Source organism: Sorangium sp. So ce295, assembly GCF_051527405.1.
Classification (GTDB): domain Bacteria; phylum Myxococcota_A; class Polyangia; order Polyangiales; family Polyangiaceae; genus Sorangium; species Sorangium cellulosum_B.
In genome coordinates this window covers 7,038,513-7,055,911 of the sequence record NZ_CP150324.1, presented here as the reverse complement: position 1 = coordinate 7,055,911, position 17,399 = coordinate 7,038,513, and the positions used below count along the sequence as shown (strand labels likewise).

The following is a 17,399-nucleotide window of genomic DNA, read 5'->3' as shown; positions in this document are numbered from 1 at the left end:
CGATCTCGCGCGAAGTTGTTGAAGGCCGCCTGGATCCAGGCGAGATCGTGGAACGATACGCATGCGTCAGGTACCCGACCTCCTCGCCGTCCTCCAGCAGATTGTGCGGCGGGCCGTGGCCGTCCTCCCGCACGCGCCGCGCGGGAGCCTGCTGCTCCGCGAGGGCGACCGCTTCGTGGCCCGAGCGCTTGTCGGGTTCGACGCGGCGCCTGGGGTCTCCTCGCGCGTTCCGGTCGGCGCGGAGGTCGAGGGGGGCGCGCTCGGCACGGCGGCGCCTCCCGACGGCGCGCACGGGAGCCGCATCGTCGATGCGCGGGCCTGGTACGGGACGTACCTGCCTTTCGCGATCGAGGCGGGCTGCGGCGTCCCCGAAGGCGCCGGGGTGCTCGTCGCGCCCATCCAGCTGTGCGGCGAGCCGGCCGGCTATCTCGCCATCGAGCAGGCCACCATGGAGTCTCCGGGCGAGGAGCGCCGCGCCATGATCGAGGTCCTCGCGGGCACGGCCGGAGATGCGCTGGAGCGGCACAGGCTGTATGACGACAAGGCGAGCGCGGCGCAGGAGATCCGCCTGTTCGAGCGGCTGCTCCACGCGGTGGGCACGACGCTCGCGCTGCACGACCTCATCGAGACCATCGCTCACGGCATCAAGAGCGTGCAGCTCGATCCGAGCTGGGACACGGTGGAGATCTGGCTGCTCGACGAGGACCGCGTCGGGGACGGCCCCGAACTCGCGCGGGGCGACCTGTGCGCCCGCGTCTACCGGGCCCCGGCGTCGGAGCCGACGACCTACTTCCAGAACATCCGCGCCGGCGCGGACAGCGCAGCGCGGCCCCTCGGCGTCTCCATCGACTGGCGGACCGGCCATGGCGGCGACGGCGACGGCTCTCAGCGCGCCCTGCTCGATGAGGCGATCGGCCGGCGCATGTCCGGCATCGTCGTCGCGCCCAGCAACCCCGAGAGCGCGGAGGAGGCGTTCCGGCGGGCGGCCGAGAGGGACATCCCGGTCGTCGTGATCGACACCCCTCCGATCCCGGGCAGCCGGGCGCCGCTCTACATCGGGACGGACAACGTGGCGTCGGGCAGGTTGGCGGCCGAGGTGATGAAGCGGCTGCTCCCGGGCGGCGGGGTCGTCGCGTCCCTGGGCGCCGTGGGGCTCGCGCTGAACATCCGCGAGCGCGTCGAGGGCTTCCGCGTCGCGGCGCTCGGGTCGAACCTCACGGTGCTGCCGACGATCCCGTGCGACTGGGATCAGGAGGCCGGGACGAGGCTCGCCACGGCGGCGCTGGAGGGGCGGCCCGACGTCGCGGGCGCCTTCGGCGCCGCGGCGGACAACGGGCCGTCCTGGGGCCGCGCGGCGCGAGCCCTCGGCAGGGCCGGAGATCTCAAGATCGTCGGCTTCGATCTCGTCGCCCGCACGGTCGCCCTGCTCCGGCAGGGGGCGATCCACGCGACGATCGTCCAGCGCGAGGACGACATGGGCTTCCGCGCCATCGAGACGATCCACCGGATGATCACGCGCGGCGTCGGGCCGACCCTCGCCGAGCTGCCGCCTTCCCGTGTCCTCCACACCCGCGTCGATTGCGTCACCCTCGAGCAGACGCCGTGGTCCACGACGCTGAGCGACTACCTCTCTCTCGAGGCCGCCCGCCGGGCCGCGGCCGGGAACGGCGGGCGGATCGCGCCCGTCGCCCCTGCGATCGAGGTCATGATGATCGGGGTCGCGCCCCCCACGAGCTCCGTCGTCGAGGACCAGGTCTCGATCCCGGCGCGCTCGCTCGTGCGTTGCGCGATCGCGTCGGGCCGCCCGGTCGTGATCGACCCCGCCGAGGGGGGCGCGGACGCCGCCCTGCCTGCCGCGCACGACGGCGCGCGCACGGCCATCGCGGTGCCGCTGCAAGGCCGCGGCAACGTCCTCGGCGCCCTCGTCCTGAGCAGCGCTCGCAGGGAGGCGTGCGGCGCGGGCGACGTGGCGTTCCTGGTCCGCGTCGCCGGCACGGTGGCGATCGGCGTCGAGAACGCCCGGCTGCTCCGCCGCATCTCCGCGCGGAGCGAGGAGCTCGAGCGCGCCAACCTGCAGCAAGCGGCGATGCTCCAGACGATCCGCGAGCTCTCGAGCCCCGTGGTGCCCATCGCGGACGGCATCCTCGTGATGCCCGTCGTGGGCGTCATGGATGCCCGGCGCTCCGGCGACTTCATCGCGTCGATGCTCCGCGAGATCGACGCGAAGCGCGCGCACGTCGTGCTGATCGACGTCACCGGCATGGCGTTCGTCGACGCGACGGCGGCGTCGCGGCTCGTCGAGGCGGCGCAGGCGGCCGCGCTGCTCGGCGCCGAGGCGGTGCTCGTCGGCATCCGGCCGGAGGCCGCGCAGATGATGGTCCGGCAAGGCCTGGACGTCGGCTCGATGGTGACGCACGCCAACCTGGCGAGCGGCTTCCGCCATGCGCTCTCGAGGGTGCGCCGCCGCGCGGCGAAGCGCCGCTGACCGCGCGGCGGCTACTCCGCCCCGGCGGGCGGCGCCTCGATGGGGTGCGGCTCGGCGGCCTTCGCCTCGCCGGCGCGCCGGGCGCGCCGCTGCGCCTGGGCGACGTGCACCACCTGGTCGAAGACGACGGCCACGAGGATGACGGCGCCGATGATGATGAACGTCCAGTTCGGGTCGAGGCGCCAGATGCGCGGCACGCCGGCGTCGCTGTGGCGGATCTGGAACATGTTGATGCCGTTGTCGATGACCCGCATGAGGGCAGAGCCGATGAGGATCCCGAGCGCGCCGCCCTCGCCGCCGCGCAGCGAGCAGCCTCCGAGCACGGCGGCCGCGATCGCGTAGAGCTCGTAGCCCATCCCGACCTGCTGCGACATCTGGCCGATGTAGGACGCGTAGCAGACGCCCGCGATCCCGCCGGTGGCCGACGAGATGACGTACGTCGAGACCTCCACCCGGCGCACGTCGATGCCCGAGTACTCGGCGGCCTCGCGGTTGCCCCCGATCGCGAACATGTAGCGCCCGAGCACGGTGAAGTGCAGCACGTACGCGCCGGCGGCGAGGACCACGAGGAAGATGACGAGCGGGTAGGGGATGAGCGCGTCGCTTCCCACGCGCAGCAGCCCGCCGTTGGCGAGGCCGAGGAACGGCGAGTCGCCGAAGCTCAGCGTGCCGCCCTCGGCCACCGTCTGCGAGACGCCGCGCACGAGGAGCATGCCGCCGAGCGTGACGACGAACGGCTGCAGCTTGAGCCGCGTGATGAGCAGCCCCTGCGCGAGCCCCACCAGCATCGCGGCGGCGAGCGCGGCCGGGATGCCGACCCAGAGCGGGTAGCCCAGGCACCCCATCCCCGAGGACGAGATCTTGGCGAGCAGGACGCCGGTGAAGCCGATCACCGAGCCGATCGACAGGTCGATGCCGCCGGTGATGATGACGAACCCCATGCCCATCGCGAAGATGCCGAGCATCGCGATCTGCCGCGTGGTGTTGACGACGTTCGATTGCCCGAGGAAGTCGGGGTTGGAGATCCAGAGCCCCGCGCACATCAGGAAGAGCACGACGCTCATGCCCAGCTCACGCCTCATGCGGTCACCGCGCTTTCCACGTCCCCTTCCGCGCCCCTCGCGCTCCCCGTCATCAGCGCGGCGACGCGCTGCTGCGTCAGCCCTTCGCGCGGGAGCACGCCCGTGATCCGGCGCTCGTGCATGACGACCACGCGATCGCTCATGCCGAGCACCTCCTCCATGTCCGAGCTGACCATCAAGAGCGTGATCCCTTCCGCGGCGAGCGCGGCCCCCCAGAAAGGCTATTTCTTCAGCTCCACGAGCTTGGCCTTGAACTCCGCCACATTCTCCTTGCGGATCACGTCGACGCCGGTGTCGACCATCTTGTCCTTGGGGATGGCGGCCATGGCCGCGTCGCCCTTCGTCGCGAGCTCGTGCATCCACTTGCTCGACAGGTAGCCGAACTGGAACGGCTTCTGCACGACGGTGCACGCCACCGTGCCGTTCTCGATGCCGCTGAGCGTCACGTCCTCCTCGTCGAACACGGCCGGGATGACCTTGCCCTTCTTCCCGAGCGCCTCGACGGCCGCGATGATGGCCGGCCCGTTGTACGACCAGAGGCCGGTCGCGACGTCGAGGTCCGGGTGGGCGTTGATGATGTCTTCGACGTTCGCGCGCGCCTTGGCGCGATCGGCGTTGTCCTCGCGCTTGTCGACGATCTGGATGTTGTGGGCGGTGACCACGTCCTGGATGCCCTTGAGGCGCTGGGTCGCGTTGTCGACCGCGAACATGCCGACGAAGACGGCCATTTTCCCGCCGTTCGGCAGGATCTTCACGATCTCGTTGCCGAGCGCCTTGCCGGCCTCGTAGTTGTTCGTGCCGATGTAGAGCAGCCGGTTCGACTTCGGGGCGTCGGAGTCGAACGTGATCAGCTTGACCTTCTCGGCGACCCTGTTGAGCACGGCCACCTGATCGTTCGGCGCCAGGACGGTCACGGCGACGGCGTCGTATCCCTGGCTGGCGAGGCTCTCCAGGATCTGGTTCTGCTCTTCGGGCGTGCCGTTCGGCGGCGCCTTGATGTCCACTTGAATCTTCGCCTCTTGCTCGTACTTGTGGACTCCGGCCCCCGCGATGCGCCAGAACTCGCTCGTCCCGCTCGTCACGAAGGCGAGCTTGACGACCTTGGCTGTCGTCGGGGCGCTCTTGCCGTCGCCGTCGTGGCCCTTGGCCGCCTCGTCTCCGCCCCCCTGAGCGCAGCCGGCGATCCATGTCATGGACAGCACCGCGAACGCTGCAAACGCTAGCTTCCAGAAACGATTCTTGTCTTTCACGGCAGTTCTCCCCTCCTCGCCTGCGAAAAGCGCGTCGATGTCGGTGTCGCCGAGCCGCGACACAGGAATCCCCCGGCGCGAGGTTAGCGGACGCACCCCGTCGATGTCGCGCCTCGCGTGAACGACCCAAACGGAAAAGTCGGGGACAACGTGTCCGAGTTGCGAGCACCTCAGGGGGCGGGTCGTGTGCGAACCCACCTGCTCCAGGGAGCGGGGCGACATGCGCTCATGATGTGGGGGTGCAGCGCGGCGTTTGATCCGCGGGGGACTCAGGGATCAACGACGGTCCTGGAAGCTCATGGTCGCCGTCGGCCTCCTGCCCGCGGCGCGATCACTCGGGGCACGCCGCGGCGCAAGCCGCGCCGCCGCAGTCGACGCCGGCCTCGTCGCCGTTCTGCACGCCGTCGGTGCAGGTCGGCGCCTGGCAGACGCCGCTCCAGCACACGCCGCTCAGGCAGTCTGCGCCGGTCTCGCAGCCCCCGCCCACCGGGCAGCGCGGGCACCATAGCTTGCCGCAGTCGACGCCGGCCTCGAGGCCGTTCTTTATCCCGTCGCTGCACGTCGGGATCATGCAGCTTCCGTTCGTGCACACGCCGCTCTCGCAGTCCGTGGCGGCCTCGCAGCGCTCGCTCGATGGGCAGGGACGGCATGAACCGCCGCAGTCCAATCCTGTTTCGCGGGGCCCCTCATCTCGCGCGCCGTTCACGCAGTGCTCCGGCACGCACCAGACACCATCACACGCGAGCCCGCCAGGGCACAGCAGCGTCGGGTCTGTGTCCACGCACTGCACGCACGCGCCCTCATGGCATCGTCCGGCGCCCGAGGCGGGACATGCGACACCATCCAACAGGAGATGTCGCGGCTCGTCGATCTCGCAGGCGTCGAGGGTGCACTGGTTGCCGTCGTCGTAGGGGTCGACGGCCGCCACGCTGACCACGCGGCCGTCGGCCGTGCACTCCTCGACCTTGCAATCGCCGCGGATCTGCGAGGCGATCGGCCCTCGTTCGATCTCCACGACGCACGCGCCGTCCACGCACCTCCCGACCCCGCACCGCGGGTCCGGCGGGCCGGGGCACTCCGCGTCGCCCTCGCAGCTCCCGGGCGGAGCCGGCACCCCCGAGCACTCCTCCGTGCCCTCGGCGCACTCGTCGCAGGTCCGGCACTCCTCGAAGCAGCTCGGCTTGTCGTCGCCGCGCGCGCAGCAGATGACCTTCCCCGGCTCGCCACACTCGCAGTGCTCATCGACGCAGATCGTGCCCGGCACATTCTGCTGGTCCGACTGGCAGTGGTCCGTGGTCGCGCACCTTCCACCCACGTAGGGCCCGTCGCCGCACGCAAAGAAGGTCGCCGAGGTGATGAGAAAGAGCAGAGCAGCAGCACAACGCGCGATGGGTCTACCCATGCGTCCAGTCCTCCGGCACGAGGCTGTGGCGCCGGCACCCAGGCGGCCCCAATCCGCCGGGGTGTCGTTTGCCAGATCGTCTCGGGGCGCAGTATGCCGCGGTCAGGCGGCCGCCGTCACGCAAGTTTTCGCAAGATCGCGCAGCGCGCGAAGCGTCCTTCGATCAGAGCAGGGGCAACGTCGAAGCGCACATCAAAACGTGCTCGTTAACGTAAGCGCCTTGGCCGACACCGTGATCTCTGCCGGCCCGCGCGGATAGAACGTGTAACCGAGCGTGGCGGCCAGGACGGCCCCTCCCGCGATGAGGCCGGCGATGCCCACGCCGCGGTAGGTGATCGCGTCGTCGTAGGCCGACGCCGACTGCTGGCAAATCGGCCGGGTCAGCCGGAAGCAACGGTTCGGCCCTGCGGAGAGCGCGGCCGTGTCGCCCGCGTCGTCCTTCTTCCCCGCGCCGACGAGCATCACGCCGCCGATCGCCGCAAGGGTGGCGGAGAGCCCGAAGCCGCCGGCGACGAGCTCCGGCCGCGGCCCGGGCTGGGGAGGCGGGGGGGCGAGGGGGGAGGCGCGGGGGCCGGGGGGCGGCGCCGGCGCGCCTGCGGGCGCGGCCGGGAGGCCTGGGAGCGGCGCAGGCACGCCGGCGGGCCGGGCAGCGAACGTGAGCACGACTTCCCGCGCCTCGCCGCGCGGCACGTCGATCTCGGCCGTCGCGACGTCGCCGTCCAGCACGGCGCGCACCACGTGGTGGCCGGGGGCGACGGGGATGGGCTTGTCGCCCTCGAGCTCGGCGGGCGCGCCGTCGATCGTGATCTTCGAGCCCGCGGGGGCGACCACGTGGAGCTCGCCGGCGAGCTGCCGCGCGCGGGCCAGGTCGCTGAGCCGCGACGCGACGAGCGCGCGCTCCGCGGGCGTCCTGGGCGCGCGCATGATCTCCTGGCAGAGCGACAGCCAGCGCACGGCGGCCGGCGCGTCGCCGAGCCGGAGCGACAGCGCCCCGATGTTGCACGCGGCGACCTGGGCGCGCTCCAGCCGCCAGACCGCCATCCACAGGTCGCGCGAGTCGGCGAGCCGATCTTCTCGAGCGGCCGCGTTCGCCTGCGCCATGAGCCGGGCGACCGCCTCCGGCGGGGCCTCGGCGCGACCCTCCGCCGCGCCGGCCAGCAGGGCGATGCACAGCGGGAGCGCGGCGACGCGGCGTGTGTTCCTTAGCACGGGTGCGGATCTCCTTGGCCGAGCCTCGGTCTGAAGGGCCGCTCCGGAGCCGGGGCGCCGGGCGACGGCCCCACGTACCAGAAGGAGGCTGTCGGTGGAAGCCCTGGAAGACGCCGGGACGCGGTGGGGCCAGGCGATGGAGGTTGGCCAGGCGCGATCTCGCGCGCTGTGGCGATGCGCGCCAGATCTCCAGCCGCCATCGAGGGCTGATCACCGGCGATTCTTCACGATGTCCGTCTCGAGGCCTGGTGCGAGGCGGGATATCGGTCGCTCTCAGGGGAGGTGTGGCGCACCTGCGATGAGGAGCATCAAGAGCGGAATCGCCGTCCCGATCGCGTCAAGCGCCCGCCGGGCCGCTCGAAGCGCTCTGCGGCCCTTCGCTGTCGTCGTCGCCTACGCCCATGTCGGTGTCACCACGTTCGTCGGGTCGTCTGAGCGTCTCTCACGCGAGACTTGACAAGTCCGATGAGCCATCGGTTATGATGGCTCTCGCCTCATCATGCGACGACGCCATCCGGCATGTTCGGCCCGATGAGGAGTGGCGGACCGTCGCGTCTTCACCGCCACAGGTGTCCCGCGGCGCTTCCGGCGAGCCTGCTCGCGCCGGCGTCACCCGGCGGCGATGCGGACGACGGAGCTCCTGCGTTGCGAGATCGGCGTTGCTCGTCCTACCTTCGTCTCCGGCAAGCGCTGTCTTGATGGACAGGCCGCCGGTGAGCCCCCCGCTCGATGCCCGAACATTCGACCGCCTCGGTTTCTATCTCCACGAGACCCGCGCTCACGTTCGCGCTGGTGCAGCGCGCGGCAGGGCAGGATCCGCGCGCGGAGGAGGATCTCTGCCTCGCGCTCGAGCCGGCCATCCAGCCCGTCGCCGCCCGCCTCCTCCGCGGGTGCCGCGCGCACGGGCACGACGCGCGCTGGGAGGTCGAGGACCTCTTGAATGAGGTGCTGATGTTCCTCGCGGAGGATCGTTGGCACCGGCTCCGCCAGTGGGACCCTGCGCGCGGCGCGGGCCTCCAGGGCTTCGTCGCGGTCCTCGCGCGGAACCGGATCATCGGGATCCTCCGTAGCAGACGCCAGAACCCGTCGCTCGAGCAGCCGGTCGATGACAAGGAGATCGAGCGGCAACGCGAGATCGAGGGGAGCGTCGAGGACGTGTTCGGCGACGCCGAGCGCCGCGCCCTCCTGCTCGACGCCGTCGAGCACGGCCTCGGCGTGAAGGACGCCCAGCTCTTCCGCTGGTTCTATGACCTCGAGCTCTCGGCCGAGCAGGTCTGCGAGCTGACCGGGCGGAGCCGCGCGCAGGTCTACAACGACAAGCACCGGCTGCAGGAGCGGCTCAAGGCGGTCGTCGGCACCGCGCTGCGAGAACTGCTCGGCTCCCCGCGTAGTACCGTGGATGGTGAGCCATGAGGGACGAGGAGCTTCTGGAGGCGCTGGGGAGAGCAGCACGGGAACGGGATCCTTTCGTCGATCCGCGCTGGGAGGCGCTCGCCGAAGGGAAGCTCTCCGGGCAGGAAGCGGAGGCGTTCCGCGCGGAGATGCAGCGCTCCGAGGAGGGACGGCTGGCGGAGGAGATGCTCCGGCCGTTCGACGTCGAGGAGCGGAGGCTGAAGGTCCGGCGCCTCCTGGCCGAACGGCGGGGCAAGGCGGGCACTGTGGCTGCCGGCGCGGCGGTTCGGCGCCTCCCCTGGCGCAAGGCGGTCCCGGTCGCTGCGCTGGCGGCCGCAGCCGCGCTGGCCCTGCTGGTGCTCCCTCGTTCGCCAGAGCCGCTCCCCGCGTATGCGCTGTTGACCTCGGCGGAGCGCGGGGATCCGGCGGCCGGGCCCGCTGTCCACCTCCGGTCGGGCGGCAGCCTCACGATGACGCTCCGACCCGAGGCGGCGGTGAGCGGGCCGGTGATCCTGCGGGCGGCGCTCGTGCGCGAGCAACGCGCGGCGCTCTGGGACCTGCCCGCCGGCGCGGCGCAGATCGCTCCCACCGGCGCGGTGAAGATCGCCGGCACCCGCGAGGCCCTGTTCCCGGACGGCGCGATCGGGGTCTACGAGATCGTGCTGGCCGTCGGCCGGCCCGAGGCCCTCCCGGAGGACGCTGATGCGATCGCCCGCGCCGAGCCGCGGGACGGCGTCCGCGTGCTGCGGCAGCAGGTGATCCTGGAGCCGCCTTGAGCGGTGCTCGGAGGTCGCGGAGTGCGCGGCGGCTCTCCGTAGCGCTGTTCCTCGCGGGCCTCTCGCTCGCACCCCATGCAGAGCACGCCGCGCAGCCCAGGGACGCTGCGCGTCCCGAGGACGCCGCGCCCGAGCTCGGCGTCGCCGAGTCGCTGCGGCAGAGCGGCAAGCTCGATGAGGCGGAGGCGCAGCTCCTCGCCCTCCTGGGTGACCCGCGGGCCGCCGTGCAGGCGCAGGCCGTCGGCAAGCTCGCAAGGATCGCCCGGACACGAGGCGACGCCGCGAAGGCCGAGGAGCTTCTCTATCAGGCCATGCGCATGGACCGCGCAGCCGGGCTGCGCGCGCAGGAGATCTCGGACGGGACGGTCCTTGTGTTCACGTTGATCACGGCAGATCGCCGCTTCGGTGAGGCCCGGGCGGTGATGGATTCGCTGAGGCCGCTGCTCGCCGAGGACCCGGCGGCGCGGGCCGATGCGCTCTATTACGAGGCGCTGATCCCTTACGAGGCCGGGGATTTCCGGGCCGCGCTGCGCCTGCTCCGGGAAGCGCAGGCGGAGGCGCTGCGGTTCGGGATGGAGCGCGCCCGGTTCGGCGCGCTCCAGAGCGAGGCCGCGCTGCTCTCGAACATGGGGCGCTCCAGCGACGCCCTCGACCGCTTGGCCCTGCTCGAGGATCAGCTCCCCTCGGCGCTCGGCGACTGCGATCGGGCCGCCTTCTTCAACAACTTTGGATGGGCCGCGCTCCGGGCCGAGATGGCGATCGGCGAGGGCGTGCCCCAGAAGCGGGACCCCATTCCGCTGCTCGATCGGGCGCGCGGCCTCTATCAACGGGGATCGTGCCGCGAGGGCGCGAACCTCGCGAACGTCTTCACCAACCTCGCCATCGCAGAGCTCGACCAGGGGAGATCGGCGCGGGCCCGCGAGCACCTGGACAGCGCCCGCGCGGTGGACCCGAACCCGAGCGTCAAGATCAGGGCGTGGTGGCTGATCGCCGAGGGCCGGATGGCGCTCGAGGAGGGGGCGGTGGAGCGGGCGCTCCTCGTGGCGAGCGAGCTCGCCAGGCTCGGCGCCAGCGGAGGCCTTCCCGAAGCGCGGATCGAGGCGGCCATGACGCGCGCGCTCGCGGAGGAGCGGCGCGGCGAGCCGGGGGCAGCCGACGAGGCGTTCGCCGAGGCCGAGCAGCGGATCGAGGACTGGAGCCTGTCCGTGCCCCTCGGCGAGGGGCGCGACGACTTCCTCGCGCAGCGCGAGCGCGGCGCGCGCCTCTGGATCGAAGCCCTCCTCCAGCGGCCGGGCGGCGAGGCGGCGGCGGTCGAGGTCGCGCGGAGGGGGCGCGCGCGGCTGCTCGCGACCTCGCAATGGCTCAGCGAGCGCGACGCGCTGCCCCCGGACGCGCGCGCGCGATGGGAAGAGGCGCTCTCGAGCTACCGGCGCGGGCGCGCCGGGCTGGAGGCGGCGCTCTCGAACGTGCGCTGGGACGAGCCCGCGACGACCCTGAACCAGGTCGTCGCACGTTACCAGGACGGTCAGGACCGGCTCCGTGCCGACCTGGAGGGCGCCGCGCCGGGCCTCCGCCGTCTCCGCGCGTCGGGGAGCGACGTCGAGCGGGCCGACCCCGCCCCGGGGGAGCTCGTCCTCGTCTATCACCCCGTCGAGGAGGGCTGGGTCGGCTTCTCCCTCACGACCGCCGGCGTCGCCGCCCACCGGCTCGGCGAGGTCGACGTGCGCGCCCCTCACGAGCGGCTCGCCGCGCAGCTCCTCGGCCCGTTCACGGGCCTGATCCGCGGCGCCGAGCAGATCCGGCTCGTGCCGTACGGCTCGCTCCAAGGGGTCGACTTTCACGCTCTTCCCTTGGAGGGGCAACCGCTCGCCGCGCTCGCCCCCGTGGCCTACGGCGTCGAGCTTCCGCGGAAGCGCGGGCCGGACGGCGCCCTGGATCGCGAGGGAGGCCTGGATCCGACGGCGCCGGGCGGCGCGCCCGCGCAGCCGGTGGCGTTGCTCGTGATCGACCCCGGGGACAGCCTCCCTCGCGCCCGCGACGAGGGCGACCAGGTCGAAGCCGCGCTGACGCAGCGCGGGTGGCGCGTCGAGCGCCTCGACGGGGAGCGGGCGACCTACGAGGCGGTGATGCGCGCCCTCGCGGCCCCGGCGGTCGAGCTCCTGCACTTCGCCGGGCACGCCGACTTCTCGGGCCTGGACGGCTGGAAGAGCGGCCTGTGCCTCGCCCACGACGGCCGCCTCACGGTCGCGGACATCCTCGCGCTCCCCCGGACACCTGCGCAGGTCGTCCTCTCCGGGTGCGAGACGGGGCGGGCCGAAGGCCTCGGCCTGGCGCAGGCGTTCGTGGTGGCAGGCTCGGGCTCCGTGGTGAGCAGCCTCCGTCGCATCGACGACGGGGTGGCCGCGCGGACGATGCGCGCGTTCTACACGGCGCTCCCGCTCGGCGCGCCGGACGACCCCGCGCTCGCGCTGCGCGAAGCGGCGCTCCGGATCCGCGCCGAGGAGCCTGCCGCCGACTGGGCGAGCTTCCGGGTGATCGTGCCCTGAAGAAAAACGCGCCGGGCTGATAGACCAGCGCCCGAAGGGGCGTAGTGCAGGAGAGGCCGCGGATCGCGCGGTCCGACTCACCCTTCACCCTGGCGCCTGTCGGGCGCCCGGAGGTTCGTCTCATGTCGACGCAACATCGTATTTGGCGTTCCGTTCCCCTCCTCGTGACGATCGCGTCCCTGCCCCTCACCGCGATCTCCGCCTGCGGCCCCAGTGACCCGGACCCGATCCAGCCGTCTGGGGGAGGCGGCGGCTCCACGTCTGAGGGAGGCGGCGGCTCCACGTCTGAGGGAGGCGGCGGCTCCGCGTCTGAGGGAGGCGGCGGCTCCGCGCCTGCGGAGGTGGTGGCCGGTTGCACCGGGCGCCGCTGGGTAGGCAGGTTCCCCGGCGGCGTCTGCCCGGCGGCCCCGACGGACATGCCCTGGAAGGGCAGGAAGCTCTTCCAGAGCGAGATCGAAGTGCCCGCCTTCCTCGCCGAGTACTGCGTTTACGAGTATTCCGGCGCGGGTGCGCCCGACCCCGCGGCGACTGCTGCGCTGCAGGCCGCCGTTGCCGGGAGCAGCGATTGCACGTTTACCGAGGACTGCGTCACGGTCGGCCCGCTCACCGACGAGAAGGAGGTCGATGCCACGAGGAGCATCCTTCACGACGAGTTCATCCAGCAGGTCAACGGCGCGGCGCTCCCGCCGGTGAACCCGGGCGAAACCCTGGCGATCGCCCGGGTCGCGGTGATCGACACCAAGGCCGGGGCCCAGACGCCGGAGAACCCTCACGCCACCGTGGTCGGAGGGCTGATCCGCGATCTGACCTGCTCGGATCCTGGCGTTCGCTGCGCCGCCGATGTGACCTACGAGCTCGGCCTGCCGCACCTCAACAACATCAAGCTGGACCCCAGCGGAGGCCATTTCGGGAGCATGAGCCAGGTCGCGACGGCGATCTACCGATCCGTGAGCGACTGGCAATCGCAGAACTATACAGCGCCGGGCGTGCCCCCCGTCAATCCCCGGCTGGTGATCAACGCCAGCATCGGCGCGCAGCCTGGGTTGGACTGCGGCCCGAACGCCCAACAACTCTCGTGCGCGGCGCAGTCCGCGTACGACGCGATCAGGCACGCGACATGTCAGGGCGCGCTCGTGGTGACTGCCGCCGGCAACAGCCGCGGCGGGGAGTTGCGACACGAGCCAGGCATCGACGGCTCGGGCGCGGATTACTTCTCGGACGGGGAGGTCGAGCTCTCAGGGGGAACGTGCCCGGCTGCCTGGACGCGGATGATCTCGAGAGACGAGTGCGAGGGAATCGAAGGGCAGGGTTACGACGCCGTGTTCATCAACGAGGGGTACGCCCCGTTCAGCGAGTCCTCGCCGGGGGCGACGATCGAGACGCCGCTCCTGGTGCCGGTCGCTGGCGTCGATGCCTCCAACGCCCTCCTGCCCAACGCGCGCAAGGGCTCTCTCCCCCGCAATGTGGCCTTCGGCCTCCTGGGGACGGCGAGAGAGGACCCGACGCTCCCCTTCCCGCCACCCATGACCGGCTCGTCGCTCGGCGCCGCGGCCTGGACGGCCACGGCGGTCAACGCCTGGGCGTACCAACCGGAGCTCACGCCGCGCGAGATCATCGATCTCCTCCACACCACCGGACGCCCGATCCGCGACGCGCAGAACGCGGTCCGGACCGCGGAGGTCGACTGGGACCACGCGCCGCCGCTTGAGGAGGTGAAGCGGCCTTCCGTGTGCGCCGCAATCCGGCAGATCTGCATCTCGACCTCGCCGCCCGCGGCGTGCCCCGCGACGCCGATGCCGGCGTGCGAACCGTTCGCGTCGAGCCCGACACAGAACCGCGACCTGAGGGCGCTCGCGCCGCACTTCAGTGCTCTCTTCGCCAACACCGCCTCGATGCCAGCATCCTTCTTCGGCCCCTCCGCAACACCCTCCTCTGCTGTCCCAGTCGACAAGCTCCGGAATTTGTCCACGCCGTCCTGGATTCATCCGCAGCCAGAGACCTTCCCTTGCGGGAACTGCGTCTTCAACCTGGGGCTGGGCAACGTGCAAATCTACATCAACCCCGATTTCACTTCGACGATCCTCACGGCGAGCCTCCTCCTCAACGATGCCAATGGCGGCAGGCTAGGTAGCGTTCCCCTGATTCCCCCGTCGTCGTGGATGAGCGCTCCTGCGAAGCTGAGCTACACGATCAGCAACTTGCCTGCGAATGCCGCGCAGGCAGTGATCTCGTTCGAGGTGGAGAGCGGCGGTGTGACCGGTTCATCGACGGGAACGATCCCGTTCATACAGTGAGATCATAAATCGTTGGCGCGCCCTGCGGCGTCGGGAGGCGGAGGTCGATGATCTCCGCCTCTTTTCTTTGTGATTTCGATCGCTACTGCACTCCATTTCATCCGGGCGATGCCTGGCTGCGAGCCCCTCGACGAGCGCTCGATGGCTCGAGATCTTCCCTTGCGGCGACCGCGACTCGCACCTCTCCTTGCTCAGGGCGATGCAGCGCTGAGATGGTGAAGCCGCGGCGCGCCCTGCGGCGCCGGGAGGCGGAGGTCGACGATCTCCGCCTTCTCTTTTTTTTTGGTGTCTTTGATAGATCGGCGGCTGGGCGGCGTAACCCATTGAAGAGGCAGCACGGCCGGGCACTGGGCCCGAACGCAGACGCTACCTGTCCTCACCTCGACGTGAGGAGAAGGAACGACCATGTATAACGAGTTCAACAAGACGATGCCTGCCAGCGAGAAGGACACGGAGAACGCGCGGGCCCGATCCCGGGCCAGAGGAGACAGGGCCCTCCTGGTCCTCGCGTTCTGCGCCACGCTGGGAGGGACCTCGATCGTCGGAGGCTGCACCTACGTGTCGATTTACCCGTGCGATGCCGACGGCAGCGGCTGCGGTGAGGGCAGCGACGACAGTGAAGGTCGCGAAGGTCGCGAAAGCAGTGAAGGCATCAAAGGCGATGAAGGCGGTGAAGGCAGTGAAGGCAGTGAAGGCAGTGAAGGCAGTGAAGGCCCCTGCACGGACTGCGAAATCCCCGAAAAGCCTTGCGTCGATCTGTCCATCCAGAAGCGGCACGAGGGCGCGTTCGTCGCTGGCGGCATGGGCGTATTCGAGATCGGCGTCAGCAACAACTCGAGCGCTACGGCTTACGGCGTCACCGTGACCGACGTGCTCGATCCGATGTTCACGTTCGTATCGGCCTCCCCCTCGCCCCCGTGGAGCTGCGCTGCCGTGGGGCAGACGGTGACCTGCACCCTCGCCGGCACGCTGCCGCCGTTCACGTCGCTGGCTCCGATCCAGCTCCAGGTGCAGGTGAACGACCGGCCGGCGACGCCCAAGGTCGAGAACTGCGCCTCCGTCAGGTCGAAGGGGGACGATGTCTCGCCCAAGGACAACACCTCGTGCGACGTCGTGGAGATCGACCTCTGCCCGCCGATCGAGGTCGACCTGTCGACGGGTGTCGACACGGCATCGGGCGTGCCGGGTTCGGTCGGCGACCAGGACGATTCGTGGACGATCGTCGCGGCGCCCGATTCGGGCTTGATCGGCAGCTCCACGATCCTGTCACCGCACCCCAACTGGTCGCCGGCGCTCCCGGGCTCCCAGTGGGTGGGACCGGCGGACGGGGCGACCGATGGCGATGGCATCGCGGGGTTCTACACCTACGAGAGCTGCTTCAACCTGGCGCAAGGCTTCACCGCGCCGACGCTGGATCTGTCCGTGCGGGGCGACAACCGGATCACGGCGATCACCCTCAACGGCTGCGCGCTGCCGGTGCCGTCGGGTGGCGAGTACGACAGCGTGACTCCGATTCAGGTGCAGGAGAACAGTCCGTCGTGCTTCCAGCCTGGAACGAACTGCGTCGACATCACCGTATGGAATGACGAGGGGCCGACCAGCCTCAACGTGGCCGGATCGGTGACGGCGGAAGACGGGCAGTGCTGCAGGTAGAGCCTATCCCGGGACAGAACCCCTGAGAACACCCTCCCCGGGGCCGGGCCATTCCGCGAGACCTCCCGCTCTGGCCGGGAGGATCGCAGGCGGCGAGCCGCTCACCCCACCGCCGGCCCGGCCTTCCGCTGCGCGCTGTCGCAGACCCACCGGACCACCCCAGGGATGACCCCCTGCGCGATCGCGCTCACCCGCGAGCCCACGTCGGGGTAGATCTCGAACCGCCCGCGCGCCATGCCGTCGGCCATGCTGCGCGCCACGGCGTCCGGCTCGAGCGTCTTCACGTTGCCCGCGATGGCCTTTGTCTCTGCCGGCTTGTACTGGTTCTCGAACGCCAGCTGCGGAGTGTCGGTGTCGGGCGGCATGCACACGCTCACCCGCACGCCGTGAGGCCACATCTCCGCGCGCAGCGCCTGCGAGAAGCCGATCAGCGCGAACTTGCTCGCCGCGTACGGCGTGTACCCGTAGATGCCGATCACGCCCGCGAGCGACGAGACGTTGAGCACATGGCCGCTGCCGCGCGCCGCCATCGCCGGGAGCACCGCCTTGCACAGGTGCACGGCGCCAAAGAAGTTCACGTCCATCATGCCGCGGAACTGATCCACCGGCAGCTCGAGGAAGCGCCCCGGCATCACCACGCCCGCGTTGTTCACGAGGTGATCGATCGGCCGCTCGGCGAGCCGCGACTCCATCGCCCGCGCCACGTCGTCCGCCCGGCTGATGTCGAGCTCCAGGACGTCGACCCGCGCGGACGGGTGCTCGCGCCGGATGCCCACGGCGGCCTCGTCGAGGAGCGCGCGGCGGCGCGCCACCAGCGTGACCGCGGCGCCGTATCCCGCGACGAGCCTCGCGAACGACAGCCCGATGCCGCTCGAACCGCCGGTGATGAGAACGCTCTTGCCCTGGAAATAAGTTCGGGTGTCCATCGGCGGCCGAACCTACCCCAGGACCGCCCGAGGCGCGAGGCGGTCGTGCAGGCCCGCGGCGGCGCGCGTCATGACGGCTGCGCCAGCTCGACGTCGGGGTGAGCTCTCCCCGATTCGCCATTGGCCAGCTTCAAACCGCACAGCGCGCCCGCCCACGCCCTCACCTTCCGGCTCACGGCGGTCTTCGCGCTGCTCAGATAGTTTCTCGCCTCACCGCTGTACAGGCCTGCCGCGAACACCGCTGCGAGGCCCGCCGCCGCGGCCACCGGCCGGAGGGCTCTCCGGGCGAGCTTGTTGAGCTTCCTCTTTTGCTTCTTCGAGAGCTTCGCCTTCATGATCCCATCAGCTCAGCAGGGGTCGTGCCATGGCGATCGAGGCCCAAGC

13 protein-coding genes are annotated in these 17,399 nt (G+C 71.1%); 6 read left to right on the top strand and 7 right to left on the bottom strand.

Features of this window, described 5'->3' with window-relative positions; genetic code table 11:
- Nucleotides 1-61 precede the first annotated feature (61 nt).
- Nucleotides 62-2,485 (top strand): substrate-binding domain-containing protein, encoded by a 2,424-nt coding sequence (locus WMF11_RS26670; RefSeq protein WP_437972702.1) that lies wholly within the window; start codon nucleotides 62-64, stop codon nucleotides 2,483-2,485.
- Between the two features lie 11 nt (nucleotides 2,486-2,496).
- On the opposite strand, the gene WMF11_RS26665 is transcribed toward WMF11_RS26670, so the two are convergent.
- The 5 genes from WMF11_RS26665 to WMF11_RS26645 all read right to left on the bottom strand — a co-directional run bounded on the left by WMF11_RS26665 (nucleotide 2,497) and on the right by WMF11_RS26645 (nucleotide 7,428).
- A complete protein-coding gene (locus WMF11_RS26665; RefSeq protein ID WP_437540786.1) occupies nucleotides 2,497-3,567 on the bottom strand; it encodes an ABC transporter permease in 1,071 nt (356 codons plus the stop codon).
- The gene (locus tag WMF11_RS26660) at nucleotides 3,564-3,743 is read right to left on the bottom strand and encodes a hypothetical protein (RefSeq protein WP_437540784.1); all 180 of its coding nucleotides are present in this window, start codon (nucleotides 3,741-3,743) and stop codon (nucleotides 3,564-3,566) included. The genes WMF11_RS26665 and WMF11_RS26660 overlap by 4 nt, the downstream gene beginning before the upstream one ends.
- Before the next feature lie 45 nt (nucleotides 3,744-3,788).
- Nucleotides 3,789-4,817 carry a substrate-binding domain-containing protein gene (locus WMF11_RS26655; RefSeq protein ID WP_437902110.1) on the bottom strand — a complete coding sequence of 343 codons (1,029 nt, stop codon included), beginning with the start codon at nucleotides 4,815-4,817 and terminating at the stop codon, nucleotides 3,789-3,791.
- Between the two features lie 331 nt (nucleotides 4,818-5,148).
- Nucleotides 5,149-6,219 (bottom strand): hypothetical protein, encoded by a 1,071-nt coding sequence (locus tag WMF11_RS26650; protein ID WP_437972701.1) that lies wholly within the window; start codon nucleotides 6,217-6,219, stop codon nucleotides 5,149-5,151.
- A gap of 192 nt (nucleotides 6,220-6,411) precedes the next feature.
- Entirely contained in the window at nucleotides 6,412-7,428 is a 1,017-nt protein-coding gene (locus WMF11_RS26645; protein ID WP_437972700.1) for a hypothetical protein, read from the bottom strand.
- 729 nt (nucleotides 7,429-8,157) lie between these two features.
- On the opposite strand from WMF11_RS26645, the gene WMF11_RS26640 reads away from it, so the two are divergent.
- The 5 genes from WMF11_RS26640 to WMF11_RS26620 all read left to right on the top strand — a co-directional run bounded on the left by WMF11_RS26640 (nucleotide 8,158) and on the right by WMF11_RS26620 (nucleotide 16,089).
- Nucleotides 8,158-8,841 (top strand): RNA polymerase sigma factor, encoded by a 684-nt coding sequence (locus tag WMF11_RS26640; protein WP_437972699.1) that lies wholly within the window; start codon nucleotides 8,158-8,160, stop codon nucleotides 8,839-8,841.
- Nucleotides 8,838-9,596 carry a hypothetical protein gene (locus WMF11_RS26635; protein WP_012237317.1) on the top strand — a complete coding sequence of 253 codons (759 nt, stop codon included), beginning with the start codon at nucleotides 8,838-8,840 and terminating at the stop codon, nucleotides 9,594-9,596. The genes WMF11_RS26640 and WMF11_RS26635 overlap by 4 nt, the downstream gene beginning before the upstream one ends.
- Complete coding sequence (locus tag WMF11_RS26630) at nucleotides 9,593-12,142, top strand: CHAT domain-containing protein (protein ID WP_012237316.1); 2,550 nt, start codon at nucleotides 9,593-9,595, stop codon at nucleotides 12,140-12,142. Before WMF11_RS26635 ends, WMF11_RS26630 begins: the two co-directional genes overlap by 4 nt.
- Nucleotides 12,143-12,486: 344 nt before the next feature.
- A complete protein-coding gene (locus WMF11_RS26625; RefSeq protein ID WP_437972698.1) occupies nucleotides 12,487-14,436 on the top strand; it encodes a S8 family serine peptidase in 1,950 nt (649 codons plus the stop codon).
- Between the two features lie 558 nt (nucleotides 14,437-14,994).
- Entirely contained in the window at nucleotides 14,995-16,089 is a 1,095-nt protein-coding gene (locus WMF11_RS26620) for a hypothetical protein (RefSeq protein WP_437972697.1), read from the top strand.
- 101 nt (nucleotides 16,090-16,190) lie between these two features.
- On the opposite strand, the gene WMF11_RS26615 is transcribed toward WMF11_RS26620, so the two are convergent.
- Complete coding sequence (locus WMF11_RS26615; protein WP_437540775.1) at nucleotides 16,191-17,015, bottom strand: SDR family oxidoreductase; 825 nt, start codon at nucleotides 17,013-17,015, stop codon at nucleotides 16,191-16,193.
- 68 nt (nucleotides 17,016-17,083) lie between these two features.
- Nucleotides 17,084-17,350 (bottom strand): hypothetical protein, encoded by a 267-nt coding sequence (locus WMF11_RS26610; RefSeq protein WP_437972696.1) that lies wholly within the window; start codon nucleotides 17,348-17,350, stop codon nucleotides 17,084-17,086.
- Between the last annotated feature and the right edge of the window lie 49 nt (nucleotides 17,351-17,399).